33 protein-coding genes and 1 pseudogene are annotated in these 23,758 nt (G+C 60.4%); 29 read left to right on the top strand and 5 right to left on the bottom strand.

Features of this window, described 5'->3' with window-relative positions:
• Positions 1 to 28: 28 nt before the first annotated feature.
• The 7 genes and pseudogenes from NKI97_RS15105 to NKI97_RS15135 form a co-directional block, all read left to right on the top strand.
• Positions 29 to 185: pseudogene (locus NKI97_RS15105) on the top strand (efflux RND transporter permease subunit); the annotation flags it as partial.
• Positions 186 to 353: 168 nt separating this feature from the next.
• Entirely contained in the window at positions 354 to 1,169 is an 816-nt protein-coding gene (coxB, locus tag NKI97_RS15110) for a cytochrome c oxidase subunit II (protein WP_254818347.1), read from the top strand.
• Positions 1,170 to 1,260: 91 nt separating this feature from the next.
• Positions 1,261 to 3,030: a cytochrome c oxidase subunit I gene (ctaD, locus tag NKI97_RS15115; RefSeq protein WP_023678901.1), complete on the top strand. Its 1,770-nt coding sequence runs from the start codon at positions 1,261 to 1,263 to the stop codon at positions 3,028 to 3,030.
• Positions 3,027 to 3,731, top strand: a complete 705-nt coding sequence (locus NKI97_RS15120) for a cytochrome c oxidase subunit 3 (RefSeq protein WP_352451369.1) — start codon at positions 3,027 to 3,029, stop codon at positions 3,729 to 3,731. Before ctaD ends, NKI97_RS15120 begins: the two co-directional genes overlap by 4 nt.
• Positions 3,732 to 3,744: 13 nt before the next feature.
• Positions 3,745 to 4,467 (top strand): heme-copper oxidase subunit III family protein, encoded by a 723-nt coding sequence (locus NKI97_RS15125; protein WP_023678903.1) that lies wholly within the window; start codon positions 3,745 to 3,747, stop codon positions 4,465 to 4,467.
• Between the two features lie 10 nt (positions 4,468 to 4,477).
• On the top strand, positions 4,478 to 4,882 hold the full coding sequence (locus NKI97_RS15130) for a cytochrome C oxidase subunit IV family protein (protein ID WP_352451370.1): 405 nt from the start codon (positions 4,478 to 4,480) through the stop codon (positions 4,880 to 4,882).
• A gap of 144 nt (positions 4,883 to 5,026) precedes the next feature.
• On the top strand, positions 5,027 to 5,500 hold the full coding sequence (locus NKI97_RS15135) for an aminoacyl-tRNA deacylase (RefSeq protein ID WP_023678905.1): 474 nt from the start codon (positions 5,027 to 5,029) through the stop codon (positions 5,498 to 5,500).
• A 65-nt stretch (positions 5,501 to 5,565) separates the two neighbouring features.
• Here NKI97_RS15135 and NKI97_RS15140 read toward each other — a convergent pair whose 3' ends face one another.
• From NKI97_RS15140 to tig, 5 genes are all read right to left on the bottom strand, one after another.
• Positions 5,566 to 6,378: a DUF2189 domain-containing protein gene (locus NKI97_RS15140; RefSeq protein ID WP_352746058.1), complete on the bottom strand. Its 813-nt coding sequence runs from the start codon at positions 6,376 to 6,378 to the stop codon at positions 5,566 to 5,568.
• 317 nt (positions 6,379 to 6,695) lie between these two features.
• A complete protein-coding gene (locus tag NKI97_RS15145; protein WP_352451372.1) occupies positions 6,696 to 7,628 on the bottom strand; it encodes a heme o synthase in 933 nt (310 codons plus the stop codon).
• A gap of 147 nt (positions 7,629 to 7,775) precedes the next feature.
• Positions 7,776 to 8,129, bottom strand: coding sequence for a c-type cytochrome (locus NKI97_RS15150; protein WP_502894937.1), 354 nt, complete (start codon positions 8,127 to 8,129; stop codon positions 7,776 to 7,778).
• 212 nt (positions 8,130 to 8,341) lie between these two features.
• Positions 8,342 to 8,863, bottom strand: a complete 522-nt coding sequence (locus NKI97_RS15155) for a hypothetical protein (protein ID WP_023678909.1) — start codon at positions 8,861 to 8,863, stop codon at positions 8,342 to 8,344.
• 160 nt (positions 8,864 to 9,023) lie between these two features.
• Complete coding sequence (tig, locus tag NKI97_RS15160) at positions 9,024 to 10,499, bottom strand: trigger factor (RefSeq protein WP_352746113.1); 1,476 nt, start codon at positions 10,497 to 10,499, stop codon at positions 9,024 to 9,026.
• Between the two features lie 556 nt (positions 10,500 to 11,055).
• Between tig and NKI97_RS15165 the strand changes: the two genes are divergently transcribed.
• The 22 genes from NKI97_RS15165 (at position 11,056) to NKI97_RS15270 (ending at position 23,755) form a co-directional block, all read left to right on the top strand.
• Positions 11,056 to 11,355: a hypothetical protein gene (locus tag NKI97_RS15165; RefSeq protein WP_352834954.1), complete on the top strand. Its 300-nt coding sequence runs from the start codon at positions 11,056 to 11,058 to the stop codon at positions 11,353 to 11,355.
• A 152-nt stretch (positions 11,356 to 11,507) separates the two neighbouring features.
• Complete coding sequence (locus tag NKI97_RS15170) at positions 11,508 to 14,000, top strand: DNA-directed RNA polymerase (RefSeq protein ID WP_352834957.1); 2,493 nt, start codon at positions 11,508 to 11,510, stop codon at positions 13,998 to 14,000.
• Positions 14,001 to 14,081: 81 nt separating this feature from the next.
• Positions 14,082 to 14,285: a hypothetical protein gene (locus NKI97_RS15175; protein WP_352834959.1), complete on the top strand. Its 204-nt coding sequence runs from the start codon at positions 14,082 to 14,084 to the stop codon at positions 14,283 to 14,285.
• A 239-nt stretch (positions 14,286 to 14,524) separates the two neighbouring features.
• Entirely contained in the window at positions 14,525 to 14,728 is a 204-nt protein-coding gene (locus NKI97_RS15180; RefSeq protein WP_352775688.1) for a hypothetical protein, read from the top strand.
• On the top strand, positions 14,725 to 15,090 hold the full coding sequence (locus tag NKI97_RS15185) for a hypothetical protein (protein ID WP_352834962.1): 366 nt from the start codon (positions 14,725 to 14,727) through the stop codon (positions 15,088 to 15,090). Before NKI97_RS15180 ends, NKI97_RS15185 begins: the two co-directional genes overlap by 4 nt.
• On the top strand, positions 15,087 to 15,212 hold the full coding sequence (locus NKI97_RS15190; RefSeq protein WP_352834964.1) for a hypothetical protein: 126 nt from the start codon (positions 15,087 to 15,089) through the stop codon (positions 15,210 to 15,212). The genes NKI97_RS15185 and NKI97_RS15190 overlap by 4 nt, the downstream gene beginning before the upstream one ends.
• 28 nt (positions 15,213 to 15,240) lie before the next feature.
• Positions 15,241 to 15,978: a hypothetical protein gene (locus tag NKI97_RS15195; protein ID WP_352834967.1), complete on the top strand. Its 738-nt coding sequence runs from the start codon at positions 15,241 to 15,243 to the stop codon at positions 15,976 to 15,978.
• A gap of 3 nt (positions 15,979 to 15,981) precedes the next feature.
• Entirely contained in the window at positions 15,982 to 16,467 is a 486-nt protein-coding gene (locus NKI97_RS15200; protein ID WP_352834969.1) for a hypothetical protein, read from the top strand.
• Entirely contained in the window at positions 16,464 to 16,703 is a 240-nt protein-coding gene (locus tag NKI97_RS15205) for a hypothetical protein (protein WP_352834972.1), read from the top strand. The genes NKI97_RS15200 and NKI97_RS15205 overlap by 4 nt, the downstream gene beginning before the upstream one ends.
• A gap of 2 nt (positions 16,704 to 16,705) precedes the next feature.
• Positions 16,706 to 16,885 carry a hypothetical protein gene (locus tag NKI97_RS15210; RefSeq protein ID WP_352834975.1) on the top strand — a complete coding sequence of 60 codons (180 nt, stop codon included), beginning with the start codon at positions 16,706 to 16,708 and terminating at the stop codon, positions 16,883 to 16,885.
• Positions 16,885 to 17,145: a hypothetical protein gene (locus NKI97_RS15215; protein ID WP_352834976.1), complete on the top strand. Its 261-nt coding sequence runs from the start codon at positions 16,885 to 16,887 to the stop codon at positions 17,143 to 17,145. The genes NKI97_RS15210 and NKI97_RS15215 overlap by 1 nt, the downstream gene beginning before the upstream one ends.
• Positions 17,145 to 17,642, top strand: a complete 498-nt coding sequence (locus NKI97_RS15220) for a hypothetical protein (RefSeq protein WP_352834979.1) — start codon at positions 17,145 to 17,147, stop codon at positions 17,640 to 17,642. The genes NKI97_RS15215 and NKI97_RS15220 overlap by 1 nt, the downstream gene beginning before the upstream one ends.
• Positions 17,639 to 17,866, top strand: a complete 228-nt coding sequence (locus NKI97_RS15225; protein WP_352834982.1) for a hypothetical protein — start codon at positions 17,639 to 17,641, stop codon at positions 17,864 to 17,866. The genes NKI97_RS15220 and NKI97_RS15225 overlap by 4 nt, the downstream gene beginning before the upstream one ends.
• Positions 17,863 to 18,012: a hypothetical protein gene (locus NKI97_RS15230; protein WP_352834984.1), complete on the top strand. Its 150-nt coding sequence runs from the start codon at positions 17,863 to 17,865 to the stop codon at positions 18,010 to 18,012. Before NKI97_RS15225 ends, NKI97_RS15230 begins: the two co-directional genes overlap by 4 nt.
• The gene (locus NKI97_RS15235) at positions 18,013 to 19,662 is read left to right on the top strand and encodes a toprim domain-containing protein (protein WP_352834987.1); all 1,650 of its coding nucleotides are present in this window, start codon (positions 18,013 to 18,015) and stop codon (positions 19,660 to 19,662) included.
• Between the two features lie 218 nt (positions 19,663 to 19,880).
• The gene (locus NKI97_RS15240) at positions 19,881 to 21,848 is read left to right on the top strand and encodes a DNA polymerase (protein WP_352834990.1); all 1,968 of its coding nucleotides are present in this window, start codon (positions 19,881 to 19,883) and stop codon (positions 21,846 to 21,848) included.
• 67 nt (positions 21,849 to 21,915) lie between these two features.
• Positions 21,916 to 22,185: a GIY-YIG nuclease family protein gene (locus NKI97_RS15245; RefSeq protein ID WP_352834993.1), complete on the top strand. Its 270-nt coding sequence runs from the start codon at positions 21,916 to 21,918 to the stop codon at positions 22,183 to 22,185.
• 24 nt (positions 22,186 to 22,209) lie between these two features.
• Positions 22,210 to 22,395 (top strand): hypothetical protein, encoded by a 186-nt coding sequence (locus NKI97_RS15250; protein WP_352834996.1) that lies wholly within the window; start codon positions 22,210 to 22,212, stop codon positions 22,393 to 22,395.
• Entirely contained in the window at positions 22,392 to 23,126 is a 735-nt protein-coding gene (locus tag NKI97_RS15255; protein ID WP_352834997.1) for a hypothetical protein, read from the top strand. Before NKI97_RS15250 ends, NKI97_RS15255 begins: the two co-directional genes overlap by 4 nt.
• Positions 23,123 to 23,335 carry a hypothetical protein gene (locus tag NKI97_RS15260; protein ID WP_352835000.1) on the top strand — a complete coding sequence of 71 codons (213 nt, stop codon included), beginning with the start codon at positions 23,123 to 23,125 and terminating at the stop codon, positions 23,333 to 23,335. Before NKI97_RS15255 ends, NKI97_RS15260 begins: the two co-directional genes overlap by 4 nt.
• Before the next feature lie 5 nt (positions 23,336 to 23,340).
• A complete protein-coding gene (locus NKI97_RS15265) occupies positions 23,341 to 23,568 on the top strand; it encodes a hypothetical protein (RefSeq protein ID WP_352775737.1) in 228 nt (75 codons plus the stop codon).
• A 61-nt stretch (positions 23,569 to 23,629) separates the two neighbouring features.
• Positions 23,630 to 23,755, top strand: coding sequence for a hypothetical protein (locus tag NKI97_RS15270; protein ID WP_352775740.1), 126 nt, complete (start codon positions 23,630 to 23,632; stop codon positions 23,753 to 23,755).
• Positions 23,756 to 23,758 lie beyond the last annotated feature (3 nt).

The raw sequence follows: 23,758 nt of genomic DNA on the forward strand, positions 1-23,758 counted from the left end.
CTTCGTCGAGCGTCGAGCAGGTGAACGGACACTGCTCGAAGCAATCGTGCTGACGTTCTTCGTCATGCTGCTGTTCCTGCAGAACCTGCGCGCGACGATCCCCGACGATCGCCGTTCCGGTGACTCTGCCGGGCACATTCGGCGTGCCCGCCCTTGCCGGTTACTCGACGCTGACGATGTTTGCCACGCGCTGCCGCTGATCATCGCCGAACCGAAGGACCGCCAGCGCCGAAATGGTATTTTTGCCCTTCCCACAGCCGGCTCTAGAATTTTCATCGCAAATCAAGTTATGATGCACTTGGTATTTCCCGGGGACGGCTTGCGCCGCTTGGAATACCGGGAGGAACCGGGACATGGCCGTTGCGCTTGTACTCGTTCTGATAGTCGTGGGCTCGGTGTTGTTCCACTTCCTGAGCCCATGGTGGTGGACGCCGATTGCCTCGAACTGGGACTATATCGACAACACCATCATCATAACTTTCTGGATCACCGGTGTCGTCTTCGCCGCCGTGGTTCTTTTCATGGCCTATTGCGTCTTCCGCTTCCGTCATCGGGAAGGCAATCAGGCGGCATATGAACCTGAGAACAGGCGGCTCGAATCCTGGCTGACGGTCGTCACCGCGGTTGGCGTCACCGCTTTGCTCGTTCCAGGCCTGTTCGTCTGGAGCCGGTTCGTTAACGTTCCAAGTGACGCAACCGAGGTCGAAGTCGTCGGCCAGCAGTGGCAATGGAGTTTCCGCCTCCCCGGCAAGGACGGCAAGCTCGGCACATCCGACACTCGCGACGTCAACGCTGAAAATCCACTCGGCGTCATCGCCACCGATGCCAACGGCCAGGACGATGTCGTAGTGGAAGCGGCCGACCTGCACCTCCCGGTAGGCAAACCGGTCAAGATGCTGCTCCGCTCGATCGATGTGCTGCACGATTTCTACGTGCCGGAATTCCGCGCCAAGATGGACATGATCCCGGGCTCGGTCACCTATTTCTGGTTCACTCCGACCAAGACCGGAACCTTCCAGGTCCTGTGTGCCGAACTCTGCGGCCAGGGACATCCGATGATGCATGGCGTGGTCATGGTCGATACTCAGGAAGACTATCTGGCGTGGCTTGGCCAGCAGCAGACTTTTGCGCAGCTGTCCGCCCCCCAGCAGATGGGCTCGGCAGAGTAGGAAACCGGAACGACGGCGCGCCGTCGGGATTGAAATTAGTGTGGCAAGCCCGAACTGTCGGGCTGGCCGAAAAGGGCACGGAGGTGTTCCTATGGTCGATATCACACCTGCAGATGCGGTACCGCCGGCCGAAGTCGCGGAAATGGAACTCTACCATCCGCACAGCTGGTGGACGAAATACGTTTTCTCGCAGGACGCCAAGGTCATCGCCATCCAGTATTCGGCGACGGCGACAGCGATCGGCATGGTCGCGCTGGTGCTATCCTGGCTGATGCGGCTGCAACTCGGCTTCCCCGGCACATTCGACTTCATCACCCCGGAAGCCTACTACCAGTTCATCACCATGCACGGCATGATCATGGTGATCTACCTGCTCACGGCACTCTTCCTGGGCGGCTTCGGCAACTATCTGATCCCGTTGATGGTTGGTGCTCGCGACATGGTCTTTCCCTATGTCAACATGCTGAGCTACTGGATCTATCTGCTTGCCGTGCTGGTCCTGGTGTCGAGCTTCTTTGCGCCCGGCGGACCGACGGGTGCCGGCTGGACGCTCTATCCGCCGCAGGCGATCATGACCGGTACGCCAGGCGGCCAGGACTGGGGCATCATCCTGATGCTTGTCTCGCTGATCCTATTCATCGTCGGCTTTACCATGGGCGGCTTGAACTATGTCGTGACGGTGCTGCAGGGGCGCACGCGCGGCATGACGCTGATGCGCCTTCCGCTTACTGTCTGGGGTATTTTCACCGCCACCATCATGGCGCTGCTCGCCTTCCCGGCGCTGTTCGTCGCCTGCGTGATGATGCTGCTCGACCGGGCGCTCGGCACCAGCTTCTTCATGCCGGCGATCGTCGAGATGGGCGAACAGTTGCAGCACGGCGGCGGCAGCCCGATCCTGTTCCAGCATCTGTTCTGGTTCTTCGGCCATCCGGAGGTCTACATCGTGGCGCTTCCGGCCTTCGGCATCGTATCCGACCTGATCAGCACCCATGCGCGCAAGAACATCTTCGGCTACCGCATGATGGTCTGGGCCATCGTCGGCATCGGCGCGCTGAGCTTCGTGGTCTGGGCGCACCACATGTATGTCAGTGGCATGCATCCCTATTTCGGCTTTTTCTTCGCCACAACGACATTGATCATCGCCGTCCCAACAGCCATCAAGGTCTACAATTGGGTGCTGACGCTGTGGCGCGGCGACATCCACCTCACGATTCCGATGCTTTTTGCCCTGGCCTTCATCGTCACCTTCGTCAATGGCGGGTTGACCGGCTTGTTCCTCGGCAATGTCGTCGTCGACGTTCCGCTGTCGGACACGATGTTCGTCGTCGCCCATTTCCACATGGTCATGGGGGTTGCCCCGATCATCGTAATCTTCGGCGCGATCTATCACTGGTATCCGAAGGTCACCGGCCGGATGCTGAACGAGACACTGGGCCGGTTCCATTTCTGGGTCACCTTCCTCGGCGCCTATCTGATCTTCTTTCCCATGCACTATCTCGGCTTGATGGGCGTGCCGCGGCGGTACAACGAATTGACCGACATGACGATCATGACGGAATCGGCTCACCACCTGAACTCGTTTATCAGCATCATGGCTTTTATAGTCGGTTTTGCTCAGATTGTGTTTCTGTTCAATCTCATCTGGAGCATCCGCCATGGCCGTGAGGCTGGCGGCAATCCGTGGCGGGCAACGACGCTCGAGTGGCAGACGCCCGAAACACCGCCCGCCCACGGCAATTTCGGCAAGGATCTGCCGATCGTCTATCGCTGGGCCTATGACTACAGCGTACCGGGAGCCAAGGAGGACTTCATACCGCAAAACGTTCCGGGCTCCTTCGCGCCCTCCAGGGAGCCGGCATGAGCGTAATCCTGGTCTTCCTGCTCGTGATCGCCGGTATTGCCGGGTGGTGGCTTTCCCATCAGCGGCTAATGACGAAACCGTGGCTCGAGCAAGGTATGATCGGGGATTTTGTCGCTCTGGACCGATCGGCGCTGCCGACCGCAAAGATCGGTCTCGGCGTCTTCCTTGCCGTCGTCGGCTGCCTGTTCGCGCTGTTCACCAGTGCTTACTTCATGCGCATGGCGCTGTCGGATTGGCGGCCGCTGCCCATCCCGCCCCTGCTCTGGCTTAACACCGGCGTACTGGTCTTGAGCAGCATTGCGATACAGTGCGCTTCGTTCGCGGCGCGCAAGGGTCAAGTGGACATGGTCAGGCTTGGCCTCGCCACCGCTGGACTCACGGCGCTCGTCTTCCTGATTGGACAGCTTGTGGCATGGCGGGAACTGAGTGCGGACGGCTATTTTCTGGCATCCAATCCGGCCAACAGCTTCTTCTACCTGCTAACGGGAATGCATGGCCTGCATATACTGGGAGGACTGGTCGGGCTGGGCAGAACGAGCGTCGGCGCCTGGAACGGAGCGCAGCCGCAGCGGCTTCGCCTCAGTGTCGAGCTGTGCGCCATGTACTGGCATTTCCTGCTTTTCGTCTGGCTCGCCATCTTTGCGCTTCTGGCCGGCTGGGCTTCGACTTTAATCGACATTTGCCGAGGGTTGCTGACCTAGGAGGAACGGGCGGATGGCAGAGACGACACTGGCCCACATCGGCCGAACAGAGCCGCGGCCCGCAGGCTGGCAAGGCATCGCCGCCGACTGGTCCTCGGATCAGCGGGCGTTCAAAAACGTGTCCTGGGGCAAGGCCATGATGTGGATCTTCCTGCTCAGCGACACGTTCATCTTCGGCTGCTTCCTGCTCTCCTACATGACCGCGCGTATCTCAACACGCGTGCCGTGGCCCAATCCGAGCGAGGTCTTCGCCCTGCGCATCGGCGGCTCCGACATTCCACTGATCCTTATCGCCATCATGACCTTCGTGCTGATCTCGAGCAGCGGAACGATGGCCATGGCGGTCAATTTCGGCTACCGCCGCGACCGCCGCAAGACGGCAGTGCTGATGCTCTTGACCGCAGCACTCGGCGCGACATTCGTCGGCATGCAGGCCTTCGAATGGACCAAGCTGATCACCGAGGGCGTGCGGCCTTGGGGCAATCCCTGGGGCGCTGCCCAGTTCGGCGCATCCTTTTTCATGATTACCGGCTTCCACGGCACGCACGTGACGATCGGGGTGATCTTCCTGATCATCGTGGCGCGAAAGGTCTGGCGCGGAGACTACGACGTCGGACGGCCCGGCTTCTTCACCAGCCGGAGGGGCCGCTACGAGAACGTCGAAATCATGGGGCTTTACTGGCATTTCGTCGACCTGGTCTGGGTGTTCATTTTCGCATTTTTCTATCTTTGGTGAGAGGCAGGACATGGCTGAAGCAACCGCAAACGGCCTGGGACAGCATGCGCTGGACAGCGCCCATACCCATGATGCGACGACGACCGGGTTTACCCCGGCGGAGGTTCATCAAGAGCACCCGATCAAGCTCTATCTGGTGGTCTGGGCGTGGTTGTTCATCCTCAGCACCTGCTCCTATCTGGTCGACTATTTCGGTCTCCACGGCTATCTCAGATGGTCGCTGATCCTGATCTTCATGATCCTCAAGGCAGGGCTGATCGTCGCCATCTTCATGCACATGGCCTGGGAACGGCTGGCGCTGGCATATGCAATTATCCTGCCGCCGGTGCTGGTGCTGGTGTTCGTGACGATGATGGTCTTCGAAGCGGACTACACGCTTCTCACCCGAATGGCGTTTTTCGGGGCCGGGCCCTGACATGCAATCCGGATCCAGGCCGTCCGGTCCTGGAGCCTTCGCCTTGAAACAATCCACGGCTGGTCCATTTCTGTTGGTATCGGAAACGACAGGCGATGCCGGCGTTTCCACATGCGTCGCGAACACCAGCAAGGGGCGCCCAAGATGACCATCGCAAACAGACTGAAGGACTTCATCGATAGGAAAGGAATTTCCTACGACACCGTCGAGCATCACCGCACGGCGACAAGCAGACAATCTGCCATTGCGGCACATGTGCCTGGCAGCATAATGGCCAAATCGGTGGTCGTTCACCACGACCGTGGCTACGCGCTCGCCGTGGTTCCAAGCACGCACAGGATAGAACTCGCGACATTGCAGGATGTCATGGACAAGCCTCTTGGACTTGCCTCCGAAGACGAGGTGGTCTCGTTGTTCGGCGATTGCGATGTCGGCGCTGTGCCGCCGATCGGCGCTGCCTATGATGTGCCAGTGGTCCTCGATGAAAGCCTCGGCGACGCTCCCGAAGTCTATTTCGAGGGCGGTGACCATAGGACGCTGGTGCATGTGAGCGGCAAGGATTTCCGCGACCTGACAAAGGACGCGCGCCAGGCCCGTTTCAGCCACCCGGCCTATTGAAAGCTCTGCCCCACCCTGCCCGCACCGGCACTTTCACCGGTGCGCGCAGGGCAGGTTTTTTCAGCTCACGGTCTGGTGGCCGGCGTTGATTCCACAACTTTCCGATAGACATGCCAGGTCGCATGACCAAGGATCGGCAGCACGACTGCCAACCCGGCGAACACTGGCAGCGAGCCGACGATCAGGGCGACGGCGACGATAAGGCCCCACACGGCCATCACGATCGGGTTGGCCAGGACAACGCGCACCGAGGTGTGGATGGCTTCGTAGGCGCCGACATCGCGGTCGAGCAACAACGGGAATGCGACGACAGTGGTGCACAACACAACCGCGGCGAACACGAAGCCGATGGCGTGACCCAGGATGATGAGCGTCCAGCCGCGTCCCGTGGCGAATATTTCACTGATGAAGCTGGACAGCGATTGCGGCGGCGCCGGGCCGAACAGGGTCTGGTAGAATATCTGGGCCGTCAAAAGCCAGGCGATAAAGATCGCAAGCAGCATGACGCCGACCGCTGCAATAGCCGGCAGTGCCGGAGAACTCCTGACCTCAAAGGCGTGCCTCCACGAGGCGTCGAGCCCGGCTTCCCGTCGCCGGCTGATCTCATAGAGGCCGATCGCCGCGAACGGACCAATCAGTGCAAAGCCGGATACAAGCGGAAACAGCAATGGCAGCGTGTTGTTACCTGATGTCCAGACAGCAAGCACGACTCCCGCAATCGGATAGATCAGGCAGAGAAAAACGATGTGCGACGGTTTGACCATGAAATCATCGACGCCACGCCTGAGCGCATCAAAAAGATCGGAGACACCGATTTTTCGAATTCTGGTGTGTTCCAGCGTCTCGCTGGCGCCTGCTATCACGTGAAAGCTTGCCATGACCATTCCTCCAGACCAGGTCCGGTAAGGTCGCGTTTTACGGTGCTGCCGTTCTGCATGATTGGCCCACGCAAACCGCGACCTGCACCATGATCAATATACTCTCATGCGGGGGACTTGTCGCGCTTTGTAGGAAGGCCCGGGAGCAGGAGGTCCCGGGTAGCCTGACTAGCTACGGACGCCGTTCTTCGATATGCTCTTCTTAGTCGAAGGTGAAGGTCATGGACGGAAGGACAGTTCTCATACTCGGCCTTGGCGTCGTTATTCTGCTGTTGCTGGGATTTTGTGCTCTGCCAACGTGATGTTTTGAGCCGGGGTCAATAGTCGGCTGAAGCGATCACTCGCATTACAATGGTGTCGGCAAGCAACGCCGCAAATATTGCGAAAAGATAGACAATCGAATACGCAAACAGCGCCTTTGCCGGCTTCATCTCCTTGTCGGCGACGAGAACCTTCCAGGCCTGCCAAATGAAACCTGCACCCAACGCGGCTGAAGCAGTGCCGTAGTATCCGCTCGCGAAGCCGAAGCCCCAAGGGAGCACGCCGATTGGCGCCAAGAGCAGCGAATAGGCGAAGATTTGTTTTCTGGTCGAGTGCTGGCCGGCCACATTCGGCATCATCGGGACCCCCGCCGCGGCATAGTCACCGACCTTGAAAAGGGCCAGCGCCCAGAAATGAGGCGGCGTCCAGAGGAAAATGATCAGAAACAGGATGAGACTTTCAATGCCGATTGCGCCGGTTGCAGCAGCCCACCCGATCACCGGAGGAAGGGCGCCTGCCGCGCCACCTATGACGATATTCTGTGGCGTCGAGCGCTTCAGCCACATCGTGTAGATGACGACATAGAAAAAGATGGTGAACGCCAACAACGATGCGGCGAGCCACCCCACCAGTACGCCGAGCGTCATGACCGACAGTGCGGAAAGCACCAGACCGAAGCTGAGAGCTTCGCCAGGCGTGACGCGACCGGACGGAATTGGTCGCTTGGACGTGCGAGACATCAAGACGTCTATGTCTGCGTCGTACCACATATTGAGCGCGCCGGCGGCTCCCGCTCCAACCGCGATTGCGCCGATGGCAATTACGGCGATAACTGGATTCATCACGCCGGGCGCCATCATCAGGCCGACGAAGGCAGTAAACACGGCAAGCGCCATGACGCGTGGTTTCAAAAGCGCAAAGAAATCACCCGCCGTCGCCTCCGAGAGGCGGATGCCGGTATCCTTGAGACGGCTTTCTTCAGTCGACATTCAGACGACCACCGATGGGAATGGCAGCCTAGCCGGCCAATGTCTTTTTTGCAACGAGCCGCCCTCCCCACCGACACTGCCGGCAGATTGCGGCCGAGGCTATGCCTCGACCTGCTTGCTATACCAAGATCCGGCGGAAGAGCCGGTCTATTTGGAGAATTGCTTCAGATAAGCAATGACATTGGCGACGTCCTCGTCCTTCTTGAGGCCGGGGAATGCCATCTTCGTTCCTTTGACCATCGCCTTGGGATCGTGAAGGTAGGTCGTCAGCGTGGCTTCGTCCCATTTAACGCCGGATTTTCCGGCCTCGGTCATAGCCTTGGAATAGCTGAACCCTGGATGCGTCCCGGCCGTTCGGCCGATAACGCCGTTCAAGGACGGACCCACCTTGTTCTGGTCCTTGTCTGCGACGTGGCAGACCTTGCATTTGGCGAAGACCTTCTCACCCGCCGCGGCATCCTGTGCCCGCGAGGGGCCGGCAATGACGGTGGCGACGGACATGATGATAAAAAACACAATGGCACGCATGGCATTTCCTCCCTGATCGCCAATTTGCCCTGGCTGACCTGCACAGGCCGACATTTAGTCCGCTGGCATGCGCTCTTGAATGGCAGAACGGATATCCACTGCCTGGGGTTGCGGCACCTACATACCACAGAACCCGGCCGGCAGGTAGAGTTCGGCCATGCAAAGGTTTACTGCGGACAATCTGCTCAAGGCAATTTGGTGTTGCAGCTGGCGGCGATCCGGCCGATCGCCTCTTCAACTCCGGTGAGGTCAAACTCGGCTTTGCCGCGCCCCGACAGCAGCCCGAACCGCCAGGAAAGCAGCAGCCGGTCCGCGGAAATCAGTCGCCTGATGCCGTCGGCACCGTCGCGGACCAGCATTCTGCTGCGCGGGCCGACCGACCAGCTTTCGTTGAGCTTGCCGGATTGGCCGACAGTCACCGACATGGCGATGGTTCGGCTGGCGGAAACGGTGTCGCTCAGCTGCAGCCATTCGCTCCAACGCGGTTCGCCGGCGGTCCGGCACGCGATCGTCAAAACCGGGCTGTAGCTCAATGCGCCGCCGCCGGTGATGAGCTTGTTGGTCGCGTAAAGCGAGGCGGTGACAAGGCCATCGCTGCTCTTGTCGAACCGCCAGTTGTCGAGAACCGTATCAGCCTGGGCAATGCCGCAGACCGACGCAAGCAGGAACGCCGCCGCCACGCTTCCGATACCGAAGAACTGTCTCAACGATGCCTCCAACAACCGCTGCGGTCAGCAACCCAGCGCAGATAATCATCAAAGCTTCATATCGCTACCTCGACCGCCAGATGCGTGAAATCCGTTGCGTCTGCGCCACAACGAAAAAGGCCGCCTCGAGAAGGCGGCCTTTCGGAATTCAGCAGGGACGTTATTCAGCGTCCTTGGCGGCCTTCTTCTTCGGCGCGGCCTTTTTCTTCGGCTCTTCAGCGTCGTCGTCGGCCTTCTTGGTGTCCGCTTTTTTCGCAGCCGCCTTCTTCGCCGGCTTGGCCTTGGTTGTCTCCGTATCCTCGTCGTCGGCCAGCAGCTCTTCCTTGCTGACCTTGACATCGGTGACCGAAATCTGGCCGAGCAGATGGTCGACCACCTTCTCTTCGAACATCGGCGCGCGCAACGTGTTCAGCGCTTCGGGATTGTTGCGATAGAATTCGAAGGCTTCCTGCTGCTGGTTGGCCGGATAGCGACGCACCTGCTCGAACAGGCCGCGCTGCAATTCCTCGTCCGTCACCGTGACGCCGGCCTTCTCGCCGATTTCGGCGAGAACCAGGCCGAGACGCACGCGGCGCTCGGCAAGCCGCATGTATTCTGCACGCGCTTCTTCTTCAGTCGTCTCTTCGTCGGCAAAGGTGCGCCCGGCAGCTTCGAGGTCGCGGTTGACCTGGTTCCAGATGTTGTTGAACTCGGCCTCGACGAGCTTGGACGGCGCCTCGAACGAGTAAGCAGCGTCGAGCTGGTCGAGCAACTGCCGCTTGACTTTCTGGCGCGTTATCGAGCCGAACTGGTTCTCGATCTGACCGCGCACCACCTCGCGCAGGCGCTCCAGCGATTCAAGGCCGAGATTTTTGGCCATCTCGTCGTTGATCTCAAGCGCGCCGGGCTTCGACACTTCCTTGATCGTCACGTCAAAAGTGGCTTCCTTGCCGGCCAGATGCGCCGCCTGGTAGTTTTCCGGGAAGGTAACCGTGACCTGCTTCTCGTCGCCGGCCTTGCTGCCGACCAGCTGGTCCTCGAAGCCGGGGATGAATTCCTTCGAGCCGAGCACCAGCGGCTGATCGGTGCCGGCGCCGCCGCCGAAGGCTTCGCCGTCGATCTTGCCGACATAATCGATGGTCACACGGTCGCCCTCGGCGGCCTTGCCGGTCTTCGGCTCGTAAGTGCGGGCGGATTCAGCGACACGCTTGACCTGCTCGTCGATCTCTTCATCCGGCACGTCGAACACGTGGCGCGTCACCTTGATGTCGGAGAAATCCTTGATCTCGATCGGCGGAATGACCTCATAGTTCAGGCGGAACTCGAAATCGGCACCGCCTGCCAGGATCTTCTCGGCTTCCTTCTCGTCCTCGGTCATGATCACTTCAGGCTGCATGGCGGCCTTTTCGCCGCGCCCGGTGATGATCGAACGGGTCGAATCATTGAGAATCTCGTTGACCACTTCGGCCATGAATGATTTGCCGTAGACCTTGCGCAGATGCTGCACCGGCACCTTGCCGGGGCGGAAGCCGTTGATGCGGACCTTGTTCCTGGCATCGGAGAGCCGCGCCATCAGCTTGGCTTCCATGTCACCGGCCGGCACGGTGATCTTGATCTCGCGCTTGAGACCGGAGTTGAGCGTTTCGGTGACCTGCATCATAAAACCTTTGTTTCCACCAATGAGGCCGTCAAACGGCCCCTGCCGTTTACAGCCTGCCGGTATGATCTTGCCGGGAATGGCTTTTGGTGCGGGACTTGGCGATCTGTCCGCTCAACGCGGCACAAATCCTCCAGAAATACGCTCCAAAATGTGAATAAGTCTTTGTTTTTCCTACTTCTTATCACATTCTGCAGAAGCGGATCGTCGCGTCCCGTCACATTCGACACGCCTTTTGTCACAGGCGCGGCCGATTTTCAACCATCTTTGCATTCCGGCCAATGATGCCGATGTGGGCTCTGACATTGACAGAATGATGGCTACATGGGATTGGCCGGGCAATGCGGATGTGGCGGAATTGGTAGACGCCCTGGATTTAGGTTCCTTCCGGCCCAATCTCCCCTAGCGGAGCTACTCCCAAAAAATCAGTTAAACCCTTGTGAAACATAAGGGTTTTTCCCCCAAGCCAATAGATACGGTGTCGATACTAGATACGGTGACAACGTCGCCGTGTGACAAATTCCCGTGACAAAGTGACAATTCAGGAGAACCTAGCGTGAACACGCCCATCCACATGAGCAACGCCATCACCGCCCGCTTCGAGCGGTTCCACAACGAGAACCCTCACGTCTACTCCATGTTTCAACGCTTCTCGCTCAAGGCCATCCAAGCGGGGATGAAGCGGTTGTCCGGTCACTTCATCTTGGCGCGGATGCGCTGGGAGAGCGCCATTGAGACGAAGGGTGACCCCTTCAAGATCAACGATAACTACAGCGCCTACTACGTGCGGAAGTTCATCGCCGACTTCCCGCAATACGCCGCGACCTTTGAGACACGCCGCATCAGGGCTGCCTGATGGCTGAGAACCGTGTTGGCGTCCACTACTCGCCGTTGCGTCTGGCCTCTCCTACCGGGAGGTCAAGCAGCTCCTCTTCGAGATCATGATGAACACCGCAAAGGCCAAGAGCGCCGCCCGGGAACTCGCCCGGGAGATCGTAGGAGAATTTGTTGAACGCGCCATTCGACCACAACCTCCAGCGGCAGATCGAGCTGGAGATCGAAATGTCCGGCTTGGGCCGGGATCGGTACCTCTCCCGCGTTCGTAAGAACATCGAGAAGGGACGCGGCTACGAGACTGACACCGGGCGCTGCATGCTCCAGAGTGCTGTCGGGCCAGTCGCTGACGGCATCGCCCAATTCATAGAGAATACCTACAACGGTCGCCCCGGCCCCCGCGCCGTGGCAGCCAAGCTGATCAAGGACATGGACCACCATGTCGTGTCGTTTCTCGCCTGTCGGGCCGTCCTGGCGGGCATGATGCGCCGCCGCTCTGGTTCCCTCCTAACGCTTGCCATCTCTGTAGCCCGGGCTGTCGAGACGGAAGCGCGCTTCGAGGTCTTCCTCAGGACTGATCCCGACCGCTTCAGGTGGAAGCTCAAGGAGCTGTCCGACAGCGGTGCGACGGAGCAGCACAAGGCCACCGTGCTGACCTACGCCATGGGCAAGCTCGGCATCCCTTGGGATCGCTGGACGCACACCGACAAGCTGCACCTCGGCATCAAGCTGGTGGAGCTGTTCTGTCAGCAGACCGGCCTGACCGCCATCGAGCAGGCGTACATCGGAGGTGACAAAGAGGCACCCCGAGACCAGTACATTGTCCACCTGACGGAGCGCGCCATGGCGTGGATCGACCAATCCATCCTTGGTGGCGAGCTTCTGTTCCCAGCGTTCATGCCCACGCTGGTCCCCCCGAAGGACTGGACGGGCCTGTCGGGTGGCGCGTACTTCACCGAGCTTGGGCGTCCCGTGCCCCTCGTCCGTCGTTCCCGCCCGGGGCAGCTAGAACTGCTCAAGCGAGCCGACCTATCGCTGGTCCTCAAGGGACTGAACGCCATCCAGCGGACGCCTTGGGAGATCAACGGGGCGATCCTCGACGTGATGGTCGTCCTCGCTCGATCCGGGGAGAGCATCGCCGGGCTGGTTCCAGCGGAAGACAAGCCGATGCCCGCGCGGCCTGCTGGTGTCCCTGAGGACGCCGACATCAAGTCCCTCCCCGCTCACCTTCAGAGGGAGTTTCAGGAGTGGAAGTGGGCAGCCCGGGACGTCTACTCGGAGAACCTCCAGCTCCGACAGGACCGCCTCAAACAGCAGCAGCTACTCGGTCTGGCCGAGAAGTTCCGCAATGAGGCTGCCATCTACTTCCCCCACAACCTCGACTTCCGGGGTCGTGCGTATCCCCTGCCAGACGTGCTCCACCCGCAGGGCAGCGACCCCGTCAAGGCGCTTCTCAGGTTCGCCGAGGGGAAGCCTCTCGGGGAGGATGGGGAACGCTGGCTGGCCATCCACGGGGCGAACACCTACGGCATCGACAAGGTGTCGTTCGATGAGCGCGTCAAGTGGGTCGAGGAGAACCGCTTCCTGATCTGGGCGCAGGCCGTCGATCCCTTTGCGAACCTGTGGTGGACCGAGGCTGACAAGCCTTGGTGCTTCCTCGCCTTCTGCTTCGAGTGGCTTGCACTGGACCAGCAGGGTGACGCCTTCATCTCGCAACTTCCCATCGCCCTCGACGGCTCCTGCAACGGGCTGCAGCACTTCTCGGCGATGCTCCTCGACAGTGTCGGCGGCGCGGCGGTGAACCTGATCCCGGCGAAGCAGCCTCAGGACATCTATCAGGTGGTCGCTGACCGCGTGATGGCACAACTGCGTCTTATTGCATCCGTTAACGGAGCTGATCCCGAAAGGGAACGGTGGGCGCATGAGTGGCTGGCCATGGGGATCGACCGCAAGGTGACCAAGAGGCCGGTCATGGTGCTGCCCTACGGGGGAACGCCACGGTCGTGCCTCAAGTATGTCGACGAGGCCGTGAAGGCGAAGCTCGCTGGCGGCTATCGGCACAACCTGGGTGACGAACTGAAGAAGGCCATCGGCTTCCTCGCCAGCCTTGTTTGGGACAGCATCGGGGACGTGGTGATCGCCGCAAGGGACGCCATGGGGTGGCTCCAGAAGACGGCCCGAGCGGTCGGCAAGGAGAACCGCCCGGTGTACTGGACGACGCCCAGCGGCTTCGTCGGGTATCAAGCCTACCTCAACATGACGACCCGTAAGCTGAAGACCAAGATCGCCGGTCAGATGGTGCAACTGCGGGTCAACGACGACACCGACGACATCGACGTGTCCAAGCAGGCAACCTCGATCAGCCCCAACTACGTCCACTCAATGGACGCCTCGGCCATGATCCTGACGGTGGCAGCCTTGGCAGTCGCTGGCTTCAAGTCGTTCGCCATGATCCACGACAGCTATGGCACCCACGCCTGCGACACTACCCTCCTCGCCTCGACCCTCCGCAAGGTGTTCGTCGAAATGTACAAACAAGACCCCCTCGCGGCCCTCCGCGTGGCGATCATAGACAACAACCCCTCGGTCGACGGGATCGAGCCACTTCCATCGAAAGGAGACCTGAACCTGAACGCTGTCATGGCGTCTGATTTCTTCTTTGCCTGAACACCTCCGCAAAGGGAATTGATCCCTGATCGGAGATTATGGTGACCAATAGCCCTACGAAACATTCTCGAAGGATTTCACATGAACAACAACATCACGATCCGCATGGGTGCTGCCTATCAGGACATCACCGTGGGCACCGTTCACATCGACCTCGCGGCTGCCGACAAGACTGCCCGCTACGAGGTTCGCAGGTCCCTGATCGAGGGCCTGAAAGAGAACGGCTACTTCGGCAAGAAGGAACAGCGCAAGGCTCAGTTCCGCAACCGGAGGGCTGCAGCATGACGCCGGCTGAGGTCTCCGCAATCATCTTCCTCCACTTCGTCGCTACCCTCGCCGGCTACTGGGTCGGCTGGAAGATTGGCGAGTGGCTGTTCGACTGATGACCATCGAAGCTGCAACGGCGCTGGTCGCCCTCTCCCTCATCACCCTCTTCTTCCTAGCTAACCTCGGAGGCCCCGATGCCACGGCTTAATCGTGACGTTTTGAACACGGCCGGTCCCCGCGACGTCGCAATGGCGTCCATGACCGTTCTCGACCGACTGCAGGACTTCCGCCCTGAAATCCAGATCATGGGCGCAGCAGCGGTCTTCCTCACCCTCGCAGACCACCTCGGCATTCCTGCTCAGGAAGCTTTCACGGTCACCAAGAACCTCATCAACGGGGACGACGGCAAGCGCGCCGAGTTCCGTGGCATCGACGCATACATGAAAGGCGAACTGGCATGATCAGCGGCATCAAGATTGGTTCCAACGTCCGTTGCATTCGCGCAGCAGCCAGCGGCGGCTCGCTCGTACAGGGTGGGCTCTACACCGTCGCCGACATCTCCCCCAACCGCCATCTGCGTGTCAAGGGTGTGTCTGGCTCGTACATGATCAGCCGATTCGAGCTGGTTGAGGCCAAGACCGGCAAGACCAAGAAGGCCCCCTTCGGTCAGGTCAAGGCTGTCACCGTCAACAAGTCGGACATCCACGACGTCCTGACCCAATACGTCCGGTTCGCGCTAGGCATCGACGCCTCGGTCGCAAAGATCGTCGAGAAGTTCCCCGAAGCCATCGAGCTGGTTCTCAGCAGTGAGGCTACCGCGTGAAGTACCTCACCGTCGCAAAGCTCCTCTGGAAGCGCGGTCAGCCGCTACCAGTCGACCTCTACATGAAGCTGACCGACCTGGGCCACAACGTCGAAGCCCTTGAACGCCGTTATTCCGTCTGAACTCCTCGTTTAAAGGACCTACTACTGCATGGCAAAAGATACCAAGAAGAAGCTTCCTCAGTTCACCACCCCGCGTGGCACATTCGTCTACCCGAAGCTGTCCGAGCCCGACTACGGCACGAAGGACTACCCGAAGCCGGATGGCGAATACTCCCTGAAACTTCGCATGTCGCAGTCCGACGCGGACCTGTTCATCCGCCGCGAGGACAAGGAAGGCAACTCGATCAAGTCGCTCTACGACGCGGCTCTGCAGGAGGCCGAGCGCCTGTTCGCCGAGCTGAAGGTCGAGACCCGCAAGAAGCTCAAAGAGGTCAAGCCGAACGAGCTGTTCACGGTCCTCTACGACAAGGAGACCGAGGAGCCGACCGGCGAGGTCGAGTTCAAGTTCAAGATGAAGGCATCGGGCGAGTTCAAGAAGGGTCCGAAGGCGGGCTCCCGCTGGAACCGCAAGCCTGACCTGTTCGACGCCAAGGGCCGCAAGATCGGCAAGGGCGTCAACATCTGGGGTGGCTCCGAGGGCAAGGTCTCCTTCGCCGTTCGTGACTACTTCGTCCCGGGCACGGCGGCTGCCGGCCTGACGCTGATGCTGGGCGCTGTCCAAGTCATCGAGCTGGTGTCGGAAGGCTCCCGCGCCGCTGACAGCTATGGCTTCGGTGAGGAGGAAGGCTTCGGCTACGATCCTGACGATTACCGTGAGGACGATGCCGGCGAGGACAAGTCCAACGAGGGCTCGTCCGGGAGCCAGGCCGGCGAAGACGACTTCTAAGCCTTGGCACGACGCACGTTCCCGAAGCGGACCTCGACGCGGCAGATCGCTGTCGCCAAGGGGTTCCGCTCGGGGCTCGAAGACAAGGTGGCGGGGGAGCTGGACCATGCCGGCGTCCCCTACACCTACGAGACTTTCAAGATCACCTACGAGATACCCGCTCGGCTGGCGAAGTACACACCAGACTTCCGCCTGCTCAGCAACGGCATCATCGTAGAGACCAAGGGCCAGTTCGTCACTGCTGATCGGCAGAAGCACAAGCTGATCAAAGAGCAGCACCCTGACCTCGACATCAGGCTGGTGTTCAGCCGCTCGGGCACCCGCATCTCCAAGCAATCCCAGACCACGTACGCCATGTGGTGTGAGACCCACGGCTTCCTCTACGCGGACAAGTCGATCCCTCGGGATTGGCTCGACGAAGCACCGACTGCCGGTCGCATGGAAGCCCTCAAAGCCATCCTCAACTCCCAAACGAAAGTGAAGAAATGAAGACGTTGATCGCATCCATCGTTGCCCGCATCGTGCGCGCCCCGTCCACCGAGGAGGCCATCGCCGGCTTCACCAAGGCGCTCGACGTCCTCGAAGCTGTCGTCGCCCACGAGACCAAGATCGTCGAGAAGCACGACGCCGAGATCGCCGCCAAGATCGAGCAGCAGAGCGCCGCCAAGGAGCGACTCGACCGCGCCGCCAAGATCAGCAAGCGCTTCACCAAGCTGGTGGCCTGATCATGAAGGCTGTCGTCCTCTTCCAGCTCACCCTGATCGTTGCCTTCATCTACGGCTGGATCGTCAACCTGATCGAAGTGATCCACGCGGCCACCGCTGGTGCGCCGTTCACGACCATGCTGATCCTCCGCATCATCGGCATCCCGGTCGGTCTGCTCGGCGCGATCTTGGGGTGGTTCTGATGAACGAAGCCGTCCGCATCGCTCACTGCTTCGGCGCGATCCTGACCGGGATCACCATCGTCGTCCTCGCCATCGTGATCAGCGTCACCCACGGGTCGGCCTTCGGGGCAGCCTTCGGGTTCCTGTCGCTGATCTTCGGCTACGGCGTCGGGGTCAACACGGTCGGCTCCGTCTGCGCCACCAACACGACGGTCGCCATGGTGATCGTCTCGTGGACCTCGGCGCTGGCTGCCGTCGTCCTGGCGCTGCTCGCCCTTTGATGGAACTTGACAGCAAGGCTTGGACGGGTCGACAGGCCCGTTCCAGCTACCCCTCCGTCACTGAGCTAATCGACAAGTACCTCCCCCGGAAGACCCGGGCCGAGGTCTACGCGATTTCCCGGGCCTACGAGGATCGGATCACCGACCTCATGCGTACCATCCACGACTATCACCTCCGCTGCGAGGCGATGGCCAAGCACATGGATGGCATGGAGAAGGAGTTCTACAGCCGGGTCGCATGGCCGGTATCCCACGGCTCCTTCGACAGCTCCGTCGAGGTCAACCCGATGGAATGGACCCGGTCTTACCAAGTCGAGTGGAAACCAGACGTCTATCGCGCCCGGTACGTCATGCGGGAAAGCGACCTGATCAACGAACGGGACCATCCACACCTCTTCGAGATGGTGTGCCGCCAGTTCGAAGAACACATCACCAGAACCCTCATCCCCAAGCTCCGCCATGAGTTCGCGAAGCTCTACAGCAGGATCACACGATGACACCGAAAGACATGGCAGAGAACCTCGCCGGGGACTTCTTGGAGTTCGCTCAGGACCTCCTCAAGAACAGCCGCGAGGACAACCTCAAGGCCGTCGAAGGGCGTCCTGTCACGCACGTCTACGATGCCGCCGAGATGGCCAGAATCGTCTTCACGACCGCCTATCAGGTCCACCACCGGCTGATGTCTGTGGCCAACTCGATGCGGATTGAAGAGGTCGGGTGAAACGCCTGACTGACGCGGACAGGCTCTCCCTGCTCCGCTTCCAGCTAGTCCTCACCACCGCTCGACAGCTCGGCAAACCCATGCTGACCGCGGAGACGGTCAAGAACCAACTCCAGCAGTTCCAGAACACCCCGCCGCAAGGCTGAATGCACGAACCCGACAGTGAGTTTCTCCGCAAGGAGCCGTGCCCCAAGTGCGGTTCCCGCGACAATCTCGCCCGGTACACGGACGGCCATGCCTACTGCTTTGGCTGCCGCCACTATGAACCCGGAGACAATGAATTGGCAGAACAGACCGAGGCTGCAGAGCCCCGGAACGTAGACTTCGTCCCCCTTGGCGAGCCGTCCGACTGGGCAAGCCGAGGCATCAATCTAGAAAGCGCGCAGAAGTGGGGCTTCACCCGTTCGTCCCTGAACGGCCAGCCGGTCCGCTTGTTCAACTACCGAAACAGCGCGCAGCAACTCGTCTGGCAGAAGATCAGGTTCCAAGGAAAGGACTTCCGATCCAAGGGCAGCAAAGAGGACATGTGCCTCTACGGCCAGTGGCTCTGGCGGGATGGCGGCAAGCGCGTCGTCATCGTCGAGGGCGAACTGGACGCGATCAGCCTCAGCCAGATGCAGGGGCACAAGTGGCCTGTTGTGTCGGTCCCAAACGGGGCTGACGGCGCAGCAAAGGCCCTGCGGAAGAACCTCCAATGGCTCGAACAGTTCGAGGAAGTCGTCCTCATGTTCGATCAGGACGACCCCGGCCAAAAGGCCACCGAGGAATGCAAGACGATCCCGTTCACACCGGGCAAGCTCAAGATCGCCTCGCTGCCCCTCAAGGACGCCAACGAGATGCTCATGGCGGGCCGGATCAAGGAGACCATCGACGCCCTTTGGGGTGCCAAGGTCTACCGTCCTGATGGCCTCGTCGGTGTCTCCGACATCATGGGGGACCTCCTCAAGCCGGTCGAGTACGGCCTGCCGTGGTGCCTGGAAGAGCTGACCAAGCTCACCTACGGACGCCGCAACGGCGAAGTCTATGGCTTCGGCGCAGGCACCGGCATCGGCAAGACCGACTTCCTGATGCAGCAGATCGCGTTCGACATCACCGAGCTGAGACAGCACGTCGGCGCAATCTTCCTCGAACAGAAGCCCGTCGAAACGGCGAAGCGTGTTGCAGGCAAGTTGGCCGGCAAGATGTTCCACGTTCCAGACGCCGGCTGGACACCGGAGGAACTGACCCGCGCCGCCACCGAGCTGGATGGCAAGTTGTTCTTCTACGACAGCTTCGGCCAGACGGACTGGGAGTTGGTGAAGGGGCACATCCGCTACATGGCGGTGAGCCTCGGCATCAAGCTGATCTACGTCGATCACCTGACAGCCATGGCCGACACGGGCGATGAGAAGGGCACCCTAGAGCAGATCATGAAGGAGATGGCGGGCCTCGCTATGGAGCTGGGCATCATCATCCACTTCGTGTCGCACCTGTCGACGCCTGATGGGAAACCCCACGAGGAAGGCGGGCGCGTCATGATCCGCCACTTCAAGGGCTCCCGAGCGATCGGCTTCTGGTCCTACTTCATGTTCGGCCTCGAACGAGACCAGCAGAACGAAGATCCGATCATCGCCACCACCACCATCTTCCGCATCCTCAAGGACCGATACACCGGCAGGGCCACGGGCAAGACCATCATGCTCGGGTTCAAGCAGGAGACTGGTCGCTTGTTCGTGCGGGAGGACGATCCCTTCAAAGACAAGGACGCCAACGACCATGGCTTCTCGAACGAGAGCGATGACGACCTTCCATTCTAGCGGGGTCGAGGTCTGACCTTCGACCACACCAACGAGAACGTCCCCTCAGCGCTGATCGTTCGGCGCGAGGGCTCCCGCCTAATCCTCCAAGGCAGAACTGCAACCCTCGTCCTGTTCGCGGAAGCGTGGAGGGACGTGGTGAGCGCGATTCAAGAGGTAATGCAATCCCCCGAACCACCCTCGTCTTCGACATCGAGACGAACGGACTGATCCCAGAGATGACCACGATCCACTCGCTGGTCATCAAGAATACCGAGACCGGAGAAATCTGGTCATGCGACGACCACCGGAACCGGAACGGCTATTTCGTCAAGGACGGCCTCCACCTCCTGATGAATGCTGACGTCATCGTCGGCCACAACATCCAAGACTTCGACATCCCGGCGATCCAGAAGCTCAACCCGTGGTTCAAGCCGAAGGGCCTGATCCGCGACACCCTGATCATGTCCCGTCTGATGTACGCGGACATGCTCGACGCCGACTTCCGGCAAGAGAAGCGCCTCGGTCTCAACAAGTGGATCAAGAAGCAGCTCATGGGCCGCCACAGCCTCGAAAGCTGGGGCCAGCGCATGGGGCTCTGGAAGGGCGACTACGGCGAGATCATGAAGGAGGCTGGTGTCGCCCAAGGTCTCAAGGGCGATCCGCTCACCACGTTCGTGTGGGGCAACTGGTCCCAAGGGATGCAGGACTACTGCGAGCAGGACGTCGAGGTCACCGACCGGCTCTGGCAGAAGCTCATCAAGAAGGGATTCTCGGAAGAGAGCATCCAGCTTGAGCATGACGTGCGCCGCATCGTGGCCCGTCAGGAGACCTACGGGTTCGCCCTCGATCTCCCCAAGGTCCACGCGCTGCACAGCACCCTCGCGCAGCGCAAGGCCGACCTGGAGCGGATGCTGCAGGCTGCGTTCAAGCCTTGGTATCGCAACCTCGGCCCGAAGACTCCGACCATCGACCGTAGTGTCTCGCAGAAGCACCTCAAGCCTGTCGGCTACGAGGTTGACCGAAAGGGCAACTTCAAGATCGACAAGAAGACCGGCGAGAAGAAGCCGATCTGGCCGAAGATACACTACTCGACCGACGCTCCGTACACCGAGGTCAAGCTGGTCCCGTTCAATCCGGGGTCACGGCAGGACGTCGCCAACCGGCTGAAGAAGTTGTTCGGCTGGAAGCCCACGGAGTTCACCTCCGATGGTCATCCGAAGGTCGACGACGAGACGCTCAAGGGCCTCCCGTACCCGTCCGCAAAGGTCCTGACCGAGTACTTCGTCGTTCAGAAGCGCATCGGCCAAGTCGCGGAAGGCAAGGAGGCGTGGCTCAATCACGAGCGCAATGGCCGCGTCCACGGAAAGGTTGCCACCAACGGGGCGGTCACGGGTCGCATGACCCACTCCAAGCCAAACATGGCTCAGGTCCCGGGCATCCACGACAAGAAGACTGGTGAGCTGCTCCCATACGGCTACGAGTGTCGGGAATGCTGGACCGTTGGAAAGGGCAAGAAGCTCGTCGGCTGTGACGCTGATGCGTTGGAGCTGCGAGACCTGGCTGGGTACATGGCCGCCTACGACGGTGGCGCGTACATCAAGACCGTCCTCGAAGGAAAGAAGTCCGAAGGGACCGACATGCACACCCTCAACGCGAAGGCGCTGGGGTGCAGCAGAGACGTCGCCAAGGTCTGGTTCTACGCCTTCATCTACGGCTCCGGCGACGAGAACCTCGGGAACATCCTCGGTGTCACCTCGTCGAAGGCCAAGGCAATTGCCGCTGGCAAGCAGTCCCGTCAGAAGTTCCTCAAGGCTCTTCCGGCGCTCGGCAAGCTGTCCGAAGCGGTGCAGCGCAAGGCCAAGACCCAAGGTTGGATCAAGGGCCTTGACGGTCGCATCCTCATGGTTCGCTCGGCCCATGCCTCCCTGAACACGCTCCTGCAGTCTGCCGGTGCGATCCAGATGAAGCGCGCGCTGGTGATCCTCGACAACAACCTACAGGCCCTCGGGATGTTCCCGGGCCTCCACTACGAGTTCGTCGTTAACGTCCACGACGAGTGGCAGATAGAGGTCGATGAAGACAAAGCAATTCTGGTGGGGAAGGAGGCCGAGAAAGCCATCCGTCTCGCTGGAGAATACTACAATTTCCGCTGCCCTCTCGCCGGCAACTCCGTCGTGGGAACGAACTGGGCAGAGACACACTAAGGCTCCCCTTAACGCCCCGGGCTACGTCTACATCGCGGTTAATCCCGCATGGCCCGGGCGCTGCAAGGTGGGTCTCGCCAAGGACCTCAAGAACCGGCTTCGGCAGATGAATACGAACGACCCCGACCGGGCATACGCCTTCCATGAAACGAGGAGATTTAATGATCGCAAACAGGCTGAGGCAGTTCTTCACGAGCTGCTGGCTGGCTATCGCATCGCCGGCACCGAATGGTTCGACCTACACCCTGAAGATGCAGCCGGTCTGCTACGGGGGCTCCATCGCAGGACGCCTGAGAGAGATCGACCGGAAGGCGATGCAGGACGTCCTGACCAATAAATACGGCATCAGGGAAATCGACTGATGCGGTGCGACATGGGCGTCGGCTGTGACGAGCATGGTGCCTGCTTTGCCTCCTACCACGGCAGGCCCGACATGTGCCCGATCTACGACTGGGCCGATGACGCGCGCAAGTCCTACGACCTCGCCATCAAGATCAAGCGTGAGCGCGGCGACGACTACTACACCAACCCCAAGGAGACCAATTGAGAACACTACTGATCGACGGGGACATCCTCGTCGTATCGACTGGAGCTGCCCTTGAGGTCGAGACCGACTGGGGCGACGACGAGTGGACCCTGACATGCGACGTCGCAGAGGTTAAGGCCACCGTCCTCTCCACCATCAGACGCCTTGAGCGAGACCTCGACGCCGACGCCTCGGTGATCACTCTCTCGAAGGGCACGACGTTCCGCCACGACCTCTACGCCGGTTACAAGAAGGGCCGCTCACGCAAGCCTGTCGGCACCAATGAGGTCAAGCGTTGGCTGATCGAAGAACACGGCGCGAAGTACAAGCCGGGGATCGAGGCCGACGACGTCATGGGCATCCTCGCGACCAACCCTCGCCTGATCAAAGGCGAGAAGGTCATCGTCAGCCAGGACAAGGACATGCTCACGATCCCGGGCCTGATCTACCGCAATGGCAACATCATTGAGGTCAGCCCCCGGGAGGCCCTTCACAACTTCCTCAAGCAGACCCTCACAGGTGACGTAACGGACGGCTATCCCGGCTGCCCGGGCATGGGACCTGTCAAGGCTGAGAAGCTCCTCGCGGCGATCCAGCCCGGTGACCTCTATTGGCCTCACATCGTTGCCGCGTACGAGAAGGCCGGCCTTACCGCCGACGATGCCCTGCTTCAGGCTCGGCTCGCTCGCATCCTTCACAACGACGACTACGATCACGCCAAGAAGGAGCCCATTCTGTGGACGCCCCGGTGAAATCTGACGGGGGTTCCTCGTCCTACTACCTCATCCCTGAGGATGCCAAAGAGCTGATGGACCTGATCGAACACAAGAACATGGGCTTCAGCATCGGCAACATCTTCAAGGCTTGCTACCGCCTCGGTTCCAAGGACGGCACGTCCCGGGCCTACGACCTCAGGAAGATCATCTACTTCGCCCAGCGCGAGTTGGATCGCCTCGGGTGAATAGGGTGACCAATAGCACTACGGAGGGCTTTCTTAGCCCCCCGTCAGTCTCTCGGGAGCTGATCAAATACCTTCAACAGGTGTTCCGAAATCAGATCCCCGACATCACCATTTCCGACCGTGAGCTTGGGGCCAAGATCGGAGAACAGCGGGTGATTAGTCACCTCGACGCTATCCTCCAAAATCAGGAAGAAGACCTCCTCACCAATGTGCTTCAGCAAGCCAAAGATTGAGAAGGCCGACCCGGTCGCGCCTCCTCCACCCCCGGCCAATGACAAGCCCCTCGCGCCTGTCTTGAACGAAACGTCCCGCCTCGCCAATCAGGAAGGCGCCACCGCCAATGCCGCCCGCAGGGGCCGCAAGGCACTGACCATACCGCTGGCTCGTACTGGCGGCTCCGGCATCAACATTCCACAGTAATCC

Source organism: Mesorhizobium sp. M0296 (genome assembly GCF_040321675.1).
GTDB lineage: Bacteria > Pseudomonadota > Alphaproteobacteria > Rhizobiales > Rhizobiaceae > Mesorhizobium.

Excerpts from the sequence above, each read along its gene's own strand:
- coxB (WP_254818347.1), top strand. The coding sequence starts at position 354 with ATGGCCGTTGCGCTTGTACTCGTTCTGATAGTCGTGGGCTCGGTGTTG.
- ctaD (WP_023678901.1), top strand. The coding sequence starts at position 1,261 with ATGGTCGATATCACACCTGCAGATGCGGTACCGCCGGCCGAAGTCGCG.
- NKI97_RS15120 (WP_352451369.1), top strand. The coding sequence starts at position 3,027 with ATGAGCGTAATCCTGGTCTTCCTGCTCGTGATCGCCGGTATTGCCGGG.
- NKI97_RS15125 (WP_023678903.1), top strand. The coding sequence starts at position 3,745 with ATGGCAGAGACGACACTGGCCCACATCGGCCGAACAGAGCCGCGGCCC.
- NKI97_RS15130 (WP_352451370.1), top strand. The coding sequence starts at position 4,478 with ATGGCTGAAGCAACCGCAAACGGCCTGGGACAGCATGCGCTGGACAGC.
- NKI97_RS15135 (WP_023678905.1), top strand. The coding sequence starts at position 5,027 with ATGACCATCGCAAACAGACTGAAGGACTTCATCGATAGGAAAGGAATT.
- NKI97_RS15140 (WP_352746058.1), bottom strand. The coding sequence starts at position 6,378 with ATGGCAAGCTTTCACGTGATAGCAGGCGCCAGCGAGACGCTGGAACAC.
- NKI97_RS15145 (WP_352451372.1), bottom strand. The coding sequence starts at position 7,628 with ATGTCGACTGAAGAAAGCCGTCTCAAGGATACCGGCATCCGCCTCTCG.
- NKI97_RS15150 (WP_502894937.1), bottom strand. The coding sequence starts at position 8,129 with ATGTCCGTCGCCACCGTCATTGCCGGCCCCTCGCGGGCACAGGATGCC.
- tig (WP_352746113.1), bottom strand. The coding sequence starts at position 10,499 with ATGCAGGTCACCGAAACGCTCAACTCCGGTCTCAAGCGCGAGATCAAG.
- NKI97_RS15175 (WP_352834959.1), top strand. The coding sequence starts at position 14,082 with ATGAACAACAACATCACGATCCGCATGGGTGCTGCCTATCAGGACATC.
- NKI97_RS15180 (WP_352775688.1), top strand. The coding sequence starts at position 14,525 with ATGACCGTTCTCGACCGACTGCAGGACTTCCGCCCTGAAATCCAGATC.
- NKI97_RS15185 (WP_352834962.1), top strand. The coding sequence starts at position 14,725 with ATGATCAGCGGCATCAAGATTGGTTCCAACGTCCGTTGCATTCGCGCA.
- NKI97_RS15195 (WP_352834967.1), top strand. The coding sequence starts at position 15,241 with ATGGCAAAAGATACCAAGAAGAAGCTTCCTCAGTTCACCACCCCGCGT.
- NKI97_RS15205 (WP_352834972.1), top strand. The coding sequence starts at position 16,464 with ATGAAGACGTTGATCGCATCCATCGTTGCCCGCATCGTGCGCGCCCCG.
- NKI97_RS15210 (WP_352834975.1), top strand. The coding sequence starts at position 16,706 with ATGAAGGCTGTCGTCCTCTTCCAGCTCACCCTGATCGTTGCCTTCATC.
- NKI97_RS15215 (WP_352834976.1), top strand. The coding sequence starts at position 16,885 with ATGAACGAAGCCGTCCGCATCGCTCACTGCTTCGGCGCGATCCTGACC.
- NKI97_RS15220 (WP_352834979.1), top strand. The coding sequence starts at position 17,145 with ATGGAACTTGACAGCAAGGCTTGGACGGGTCGACAGGCCCGTTCCAGC.
- NKI97_RS15225 (WP_352834982.1), top strand. The coding sequence starts at position 17,639 with ATGACACCGAAAGACATGGCAGAGAACCTCGCCGGGGACTTCTTGGAG.
- NKI97_RS15235 (WP_352834987.1), top strand. The coding sequence starts at position 18,013 with ATGCACGAACCCGACAGTGAGTTTCTCCGCAAGGAGCCGTGCCCCAAG.
- NKI97_RS15240 (WP_352834990.1), top strand. The coding sequence starts at position 19,881 with ATGACCACGATCCACTCGCTGGTCATCAAGAATACCGAGACCGGAGAA.
- NKI97_RS15250 (WP_352834996.1), top strand. The coding sequence starts at position 22,210 with ATGCGGTGCGACATGGGCGTCGGCTGTGACGAGCATGGTGCCTGCTTT.